Below are 8,052 nucleotides of genomic sequence, written 5' to 3'. Positions count from 1 at the left end.
ATCGCGCTTGAATGGCTTTTTTTCGAGTTGAAAAGCGATTCAGCGATAAATCAGGCGTTAATCAGACCCTCCCTAAATGAATTTCGACAATCAACTGTTAAGTAAAGAGAAATACATACCACTTATACTCCGGGTCATTGTTGGCCTATTGTGGGTTTGGATGGGCATCGTTCCCAAGCTAATTTATCCTGAACCGAGAGTTGCGATGGTGAGTAAAAGCTGGGTAATTGATTTGCTACCCATGAGTCCGGCGCATTTCATCTTTATTCTGGCAATAGCCGAAATAATAACTGGAGTAATGCTTCTCTTAGGCCTGTTCACAAGACTTGCTTCAATAGCACAAGCATTAATGATTATTATGATTATTGTCGGTGTTTGGAATATCGCTGCGATGCATGGCATTACTTCTCCTCATGCACATTTGCTTATGAAAGATATTCCATTATTCGGGATAAACATGGTGTTAATAATTACTGGCGGAGGTCTGTACTCCATAGACAATTGGAGAAAACAGAGTAAGGGTGTTTAAAACTCTGAAGACTCTGATTGAAGTGTTCGACATAGGCGATAATATAGCTCTCGTCAACCGCATAGGATCGTTGCCGCCATGAACCAGTTAACCCTCTCCGAAGCCGAGTACCAGACCAAGAAGAGCAAAATTCGCCGCGAAATCTTTCTCGAACGAATGGACACGTTGATTCCCTGGAAACAGCTGGAGAAGAACGTAGCGCATTATTACCCAAAAGGTCAGGACGGACGGCCTCCTGTCCCGTTGTCTTCCATGCTGCGCGTTCATTGTATGCCATTGTTCTATAACCTGAGCGATCCGATCTTGAAATGCAGTCAACGCCGCGCGATCTAGACTCGCCCGAGGCTATCGCCGAAATGCTGGACGCTTTCTACCGGAAGGTCCTGGCCGATGATCGCCTGCGTCCGCTGTTCTTGGATGTGGCAGAAATTGACCTCAGAACGCACCTGCCGTGTATCCGCGCCTATTGGTGCAAGCTGCTGCTCGGCGAACGCGACGGCTACCAGAGCAACATGGTCGCCCGCCACTTGGCGTTGCACGAGCAACACCCTTTGCAGCTAGATGACTTTGAGCGCTGGCTGGAGCTGTTTCGGGAGACCGTGAACGCAGATTTTACAGGGCCGAGCGCAGACCGCGCCAAGACATTAGCAACACGGATCGCGGGGAATCTTGTGCGACTTACACGTTCACCTATCAGCACGTAACGGACGATCGCACAACCCACTTTCAATGGAAAGCTGAATCATAAGACATCGCAAAACACTTTTTCGGGTTCGATAAGGAGTCACAACCATGAGTCATTCCAACGACCAAAGCTTCGGTGACGACGGTCACCTGAACGGGATTTTTGACCAACTTGACGTCCCTGAGGACGTTCGCAGGCGTCTGGCCCAGGCGCAGCAAACCGTACAAATCAACATCCCGATCCGCATGGACGACGGCGCCTTGCAATTCTTTCCGGCCTGGCGCATTCGTTACGACGACACGCGTGGGCCGGGCAAAGGGGGCATCCGTTTCCATCCGGACGTGAGCTCGGAAGAAGTCACTGCGCTGAGCTTCTGGATGACCATCAAGTGCGCCGTGGTGGACCTGCCATTCGGCGGTGCCAAAGGTGGTGTTCGGGTCGATCCCAAGGCGCTCTCCCGACTGGAACTGGAACGTCTGTCGCGTGGCTATATCCGCGCTTTTCATGACCTTATCGGGCCGAACAGTGACATCCCGGCACCGGACGTCAACACCAACGACACCATCATGGGCTGGATGGCCGACGAATTTGCCCAGATCGAACGCCGTCAGGTACCGGCCACCATCACCGGCAAGCCTTTAGGGCTGGGCGGTTCCAGGGGACGCACCGCGGCCACCGGACGTGGCGCGCTGCAGGTGCTTGATCTGTGGGCCGAGCGCCGCGGCAAAACCCCTGAAGAACTCCGTGTGGCGGTCCAGGGTTTCGGCAATGCCGGTTATCACTTCGCCCGACTGGCCCGCGAGCGCGGCTATCGGATCGTCGCGCTGTCGGATTCCCAGGGTGCCATTCATGCCGCTGACGGACTTGATCCAGACCCGATCTGGCGCCATAAACACAAAAACCGGGAGCTCAAGGGCATGGTTTACTGTGATGAATCGATCTGCCAGGAAGCCGACGTCGAGCAACTGACCAACGAAGAGCTGCTGGCTCTTGATGTCGATGTACTGGTACTAGCCGCACTGGAGGACGCCGTCACCGAGCAAAATGCCGCGACCGTAAATGCCGCCACGATCCTGGAAATTGCCAACGGGCCCGTCAGTAATGCGGCCGATGACCAATTAGCCAAACGCGGTGTCGAGGTGCTACCGGATGTACTGGTCAATGCCGGCGGTGTGATCGTCAGCCATCTGGAATGGGTGCAGAACCGTATCGGTGATACCTGGTCCGAAGACGAAGTCAATCGGCGCCTCACCGAACGCCTGGCCCGCGAGGCCGGCGCCTGTTTCGACCGGGCGGAGGAAGGTAACACAACGCTGCGGACCGCGGCCTATACACAGGCCATCGGCCGCATCGCCGATGCCATGGCGCAACAAGGCACGCAGGGCTATTTCAACGATCACCGAGCATAAGAGGTAAAGCCATACTTGACCACGAGGCAGTCATCCGGCTTGGGATCTTCACGGGCATCCTGCTTGTAATGATACTTGCCGAAGCCGCCGCACCACGTCGCGACCAGCGCTACACTCGCCGGCAGCGGTGGCCACATAACCTCTTGATGGTCGTGGTGGACACCCTGGTCGTTCGGCTATTGTTTCCCGTGGCCGCCGTCGGAGCTGCGGTGATGGCGAATGAGCAGGCGTGGGGACTGCTAAATCTGGCCAATCTGCCAGTTTGGTTGTCAGTCCTTTTGGGGACGATCGCGCTTGATCTCGCAATCTACTTTCAGCATCGCATCTTTCATGCAGTGCCCTGGCTCTGGCGCTTGCATCGTATGCACCATGCGGATTTGGAATTCGACGTAACGACGGGCCTGCGTTTCCATCCTCTGGAAATTGTGCTCTCCATGGCCATTAAAATCACCGTCGTGGTTGCGCTGGGAGCACCTGCGATTGCGGTACTGATTTTCGAAGTGATTCTCAATGCAACCTCAATGTTCAACCACGGAAACGTACGATTGCCTCAAGGGCTGGAGCAAAAGTTGAGACGGTTGGTGGTCACGCCGGATATGCACCGCGTGCATCATTCGATTGTTCCTGAAGAGACAAATAGCAACTTTGGTTTTAATTTGCCTTGGTGGGACCGGTTTTTTGGCACCTATCGGGATAAACCTGCCGCTGGCCATATTGGAATGGTCATCGGCATCGAGGATTTTCGAGAGCCGCGGGACCTCCGGTTGGATCAGATGCTGATTCAGCCATTTCGCAGCACCTACCGACGCCCCTGATCATTGTAAGCACTATCATCAGGAGTTCTTCATTTAATCGGAAAGACCTCATCATGGGGCACTGATAGAAAAGGTCCGTACATGAGTGGCCTCCACGAAACCGCCTATCCGCGATTGAAGGCGGACGTCTCTGAACAGGAACTGGCGGAAATCTATACACCCACCGCCAAAGAATGTGCCTTTGCCAGAAAGCACGGCCGAACACCGGCTGCTCGTGGTGCCTTGTTAATTCTCCTGAAAACGGTTCAGCGCTTAGGCTACTTCGTGAATCTCAAAACGGTCCCGCGGCCCATCACAGCGCATATCCTGGCCTGCGACGACCTTTTACCCGTCCCATTGAGCCAGCTCAGGGAATACGACCGCAATGGTGGCGCCCGTCAGCGGATGTTGGACGCGATTCGTCAACAGGTGGGCATCAAGGCGTTTACCGTCGAAGGCAAGGCTATCGTGAGGGACTTGGCGCGTGAAGCGGCAACCACCAAGCAAGATCTGGCGGACATTATCAATGTGGTGATCGAAGAGCTGGTGCGCCAGCGTTTTGAACTGCCGGGGTTTTCAACGCTGCAACGGTCCGCGCGTCAGGCTCGCAGCACGGTTAATACAGGTTACTTTCGGACGCTCAGTGCGGGTTTGACGGCGCAGCAAAAACAGGAATTTGACCGGCTGCTGCAAGTGCCAGACGATTCATCTCATACCAGTTGGCATAAACTGAAACAGGAACCCAAAAAGCCGACCAATACGGAAGTGAAGAAGTATCTTCAGCACCTGGAATGGCTTCAGGGCTGGTGTCAACGATTGCCCGCTGTTGATCACATTCCAGCCGCCAAGTATCACCACTTCATACTGGAAGCACGAGCGCTTGGCGCGGCCAACATCAAGGCTATGCAAAGCACCAAACGCTATGCCTTGATGATTCTGTTGGTCCATGCCCAATTGCGTCGCGCAATGGACGATGCCGTCGACATCTTTGTCCGCAAGATGCGCAACATCAAGACTAAGGCGGAAGCCAACCTGAACCAGTATCATCTGGATCACATGAAACGGATGGACAAACTGGTCGCTCAACTGCGTGACGTGCTGACCGCCGTTCAGGAAGCGCCGACGGATTCCGAGCGAGGTGCCCGAGTGGCGGCTGCCATCCAGAGCGACCCTGATGAATTACTGGCCGAGTGTGAGGAACACATGGCCTATGCTGGCAATAACTTCATCCCGTTTATGCTGCAACCCTATCGCCCGTTACGCCCCCTGCTATTCAATTGCCTTGAACTACTGGATCTGACGGCAACCAGCCACGATCAATCCTTGATTGAGGCGATTGCGACTCTGAAAAAGCACCGGCACAGCCGCAAGGAATGCCTTGTGCTCAGCACTCAACCCGTCGACGTGTCCTGGCTACCGGAGCGTTGGCGCCGTCTCATATTGGGGTCCGGGTCAAGCCAGCTACTGCCCGGTATGGTCTACCGGAAGTATTTCGAGCTGGGCGTACTAACGCAGGTGAAGCGTGAACTGATTTCCGGCGATCTCGCGGTCGCGAATAGCGACCAGTACAGCGACTACCGCGATCAGCTCGTGGATTGGAGTGTCTATGATGCCCAAATAGCGGACTACAGTGCGATGGTTGATATCGCATCCGACCCAGCCGCTTTTGTGGCGCAGGCCCGCTCACGCTTGAGCGAAACGGCGGACCGCATTGACCGTAACTTCCCGGAGAATGAATACGCCGTCTTCAATGGTGAAGAGCTGGTGATCCGGAAGCACCGTCGCACAGCGCCTCCCGATGGGCTGGCCGAAATTGACAAACAGTTATCCCAGAATTTGCCCGAAAAGAATATTCTCGACATCCTGGTGGAAGCCGAAAAATGGCTGGGGCTCCACAAACGCTTTGGACCACTTTCCGGTTTTGAGAGCAAGCTGGAAGACCCACGTACCCGCTTTGTTTCGACCTTGTTTTGCTATGGCTGCAATCTCGGGCCAACTCAGACCGCCCGATCCATCACGACACTTAATCGCCGGCAGGTGTCCTGGCTCAACCTGCGGCACGTCACCGAAGAGCGCTTGGAGCAGGCCATTGTGCAGGTTATCAATGCCTACAACCGCTACCGGCTGCCGCGACACTGGGGAACTGGCCAGCGGGCTGCCGCCGATGGCACAAAATGGAATCTGTACGAACAGAATCTGCTATCGGAATACCACATACGGTACGGTGGCTATGGCGGGGTGGGCTACTACCACGTCTCGGATAAATACATCGCGCTGTTCAGCCACTTCATTCCTTGCGGCGTTTATGAGGCCATTTACATCCTTGATGGGCTGATCAAAAACGATTCCGATATCCAGCCCGACACCTTGCATGGCGATACCCAGGCGCAAAGTGCGCCCGTCTTCGGGTTGGCTTATCTGCTGGGTATCAACCTCATGCCCCGAATCCGGAATCTGAAGCAACTGGTGTTCTACAAGCCCGATAAACGCCAGCGGTATGAGCACATCAATGCCTTATTCAGCGAAACCGTCAACTGGAAACTGATTGAAACACATGTACCCGACATGCTCCGGGTGGCGCTATCGATCAAGGCTGGCAAGATCGCACCCTCCACGATACTGCGGCGCTTGGGTACCGCAAGCCTCAAGAACAAACTCTACTTTGCTTTCCGGGAACTGGGGAGGGTTGTTCGGACGACCTTTCTTTTGGATTACATTGGCAACGTGGAGTTGCGGCGAACCATTCATGCGGAAACGAACAAAACGGAAGAATTCAACCAGTTCGTGAAATGGCTATTCTTCGGCGGCGAGGGGGTGATCGCCGAGAATATCCGCCACGAGCAACGGAAGGTGATCAAATATAACCATTTGGTGGCCAACCTGGTCATTCTTCACAATGTGGAGTCGATGACGTTGACTCTTAAAGCTCTCAAGGATCAAGGTCATCATATAGATCACGATATTCTCAAAGGGTTGGCCCCATACCGCACGGACCATATCAACCGATTTGGCGATTATACGCTTGATTTTGAACGGCAGGTTTCACCCATGAGCTACAACGCCAAAATAATTTAAATACAATAGGTTAAGGCACATTTTGGAGGATTTCGTCAGAATCGTTGCCGACCCTCTTTTTGGTTAAACAGCGATTCGCATCCGCAGCCCCGCAAACAGCCAAAAAATCTGTTTTTGCTGTGAAGCGAAAACTGCCTGCGCGTACACCATGGTGCGATACTGAAGGATAGGTGCCCCGGTAACTAAATCATTTGAGCCGCAGATAAAGGCAGCGGTCTAAACAGAGTCTTTTGCATATAATGTCTACTAATTAACAGTAGTGGACATTAATGGCTCTGACAGCTACCCTTTTGCATCCATACTGGAAATCCATCGTGTCAGATCATAAAACGGTTGGTAACAAAACGCCGCTATAGCTCGCATTCTTCCGCGCTGAAAAATCCTGAATAAAGAATAGAGTTGGTAACTTTCAGGCGGGAAATCACGTTCACAGAACGAACTAAGGTACGGCGGTAGTCTATTAAGCTATTGATAAACCTTGTGACTTAATGATTTCAGGTTTACGGCGAAGCCGGAAGTTACCAACTTTATTACTTGGTTACCGACTTTATTATCACGCCACACATCGGCCTAACTCGAGCTGGAGATGTTGCATGACGTTCCCTGGGAGCCCACTGTTTGATTGCCAATCTGACTGCACCATCGACGTTATTTGTGGCCCTCTTACCAAGTGGTTTGACCGTTTACATTTACAGAATGCCCTTCAAGATTGGGAAATCGCACGCCAGTTTTTACACCGGTACGACGATTCGCCGGCCACATTTCGGCAATACCGGGGTGAATTGCAGTGTTTCTTAAATTACCTTTGGTGCCTCGGCAAACGCTCTTTGTCCAACGTCGACAATGAAGTCATTAAGCGCTATTACAAATTCATAAAGAACCCGCCGGCTTCTTGGACGTCGTCCACTATTTACCGAGCATTTATAGACGCGGAATGCGGCCGCAAACCGAACCCACAGTGGCGTCCCTTCTATCAGCCTGGCAAATCCGGTCGATATCGAGCAAGTCAGTCCCGGCTGAACGCAGCTCGAACGACGTTGACCGCTTTTTTTCGCTATCTCAATGCACTCGATTATGTCGCTAAGGATCCAATGGTGGACCTATCGAGGCGGGATAAGCGAGCAAAAACAGTCGCTCGGGAAGAGTCGGAGCCCACCTATCGGCGCTTCACCGATGCCCAGTGGCAATGTCTATTTCAGACACTAGAACGTGCAGCTAACGAATCGCCACGCTATGAGCGCCACTTGTTCGTTTTAGTCACGATGAAGTGCCTTTTTCTCCGGGTGAGCGAGCTTGCGCCGCGACAGATAGATACTGAAGAGGACCGTATTCCGCAATTCTCTGACTTCCGAAAACAAGACATTGATGGCGAAACCTGCTGGGTCTACAACATTTTGGGCAAAGGCGACAAACACCGAGCCGTTACTCTTCCGGACGCCTACCTTCCCTACCTTGAACGTTGGCGCCGTCATCTCGGTAAAGATGCGTAAACCGCTGAAGGTTGCCACCCATTCCACGTGAAGCCTGCCACCCGGACCGGAGCAAGGCTGCCACCCATCG

7 protein-coding genes are annotated in these 8,052 nt (G+C 53.2%); all 7 read left to right on the top strand.

Features of this window, described 5'->3' with window-relative positions; genetic code table 11:
• Window positions 1-76: 76 nt before the first annotated feature.
• Entirely contained in the window at window positions 77-529 is a 453-nt protein-coding gene (locus MLC70_RS17910) for a DoxX family protein (protein ID WP_012517609.1), read from the top strand.
• A 78-nt stretch (window positions 530-607) separates the two neighbouring features.
• The gene (locus tag MLC70_RS17905) at window positions 608-862 is read left to right on the top strand and encodes a transposase (protein WP_008295683.1); all 255 of its coding nucleotides are present in this window, start codon (window positions 608-610) and stop codon (window positions 860-862) included.
• A 23-nt stretch (window positions 863-885) separates the two neighbouring features.
• Window positions 886-1,233, top strand: a complete 348-nt coding sequence (locus tag MLC70_RS17900; protein ID WP_238549467.1) for a group III truncated hemoglobin — start codon at window positions 886-888, stop codon at window positions 1,231-1,233.
• 88 nt (window positions 1,234-1,321) lie between these two features.
• Window positions 1,322-2,623: a Glu/Leu/Phe/Val family dehydrogenase gene (locus MLC70_RS17895; RefSeq protein ID WP_248185805.1), complete on the top strand. Its 1,302-nt coding sequence runs from the start codon at window positions 1,322-1,324 to the stop codon at window positions 2,621-2,623.
• 68 nt (window positions 2,624-2,691) lie between these two features.
• Window positions 2,692-3,438, top strand: a complete 747-nt coding sequence (locus MLC70_RS17890; RefSeq protein WP_218972799.1) for a sterol desaturase family protein — start codon at window positions 2,692-2,694, stop codon at window positions 3,436-3,438.
• Between the two features lie 81 nt (window positions 3,439-3,519).
• Window positions 3,520-6,492 carry a Tn3 family transposase gene (locus MLC70_RS17885; RefSeq protein ID WP_248185803.1) on the top strand — a complete coding sequence of 991 codons (2,973 nt, stop codon included), beginning with the start codon at window positions 3,520-3,522 and terminating at the stop codon, window positions 6,490-6,492.
• 593 nt (window positions 6,493-7,085) lie between these two features.
• The gene (locus MLC70_RS17880; protein ID WP_248185801.1) at window positions 7,086-7,982 is read left to right on the top strand and encodes a tyrosine-type recombinase/integrase; all 897 of its coding nucleotides are present in this window, start codon (window positions 7,086-7,088) and stop codon (window positions 7,980-7,982) included.
• Window positions 7,983-8,052 lie beyond the last annotated feature (70 nt).

The organism is Marinobacter goseongensis (assembly GCF_023156235.1).
In the GTDB taxonomy this organism is placed as follows: domain Bacteria; phylum Pseudomonadota; class Gammaproteobacteria; order Pseudomonadales; family Oleiphilaceae; genus Marinobacter; species Marinobacter goseongensis.
The sequence above is the reverse complement of the archived record's forward strand: the minus strand, read 5'-3'. Positions and strand labels throughout refer to the sequence as shown.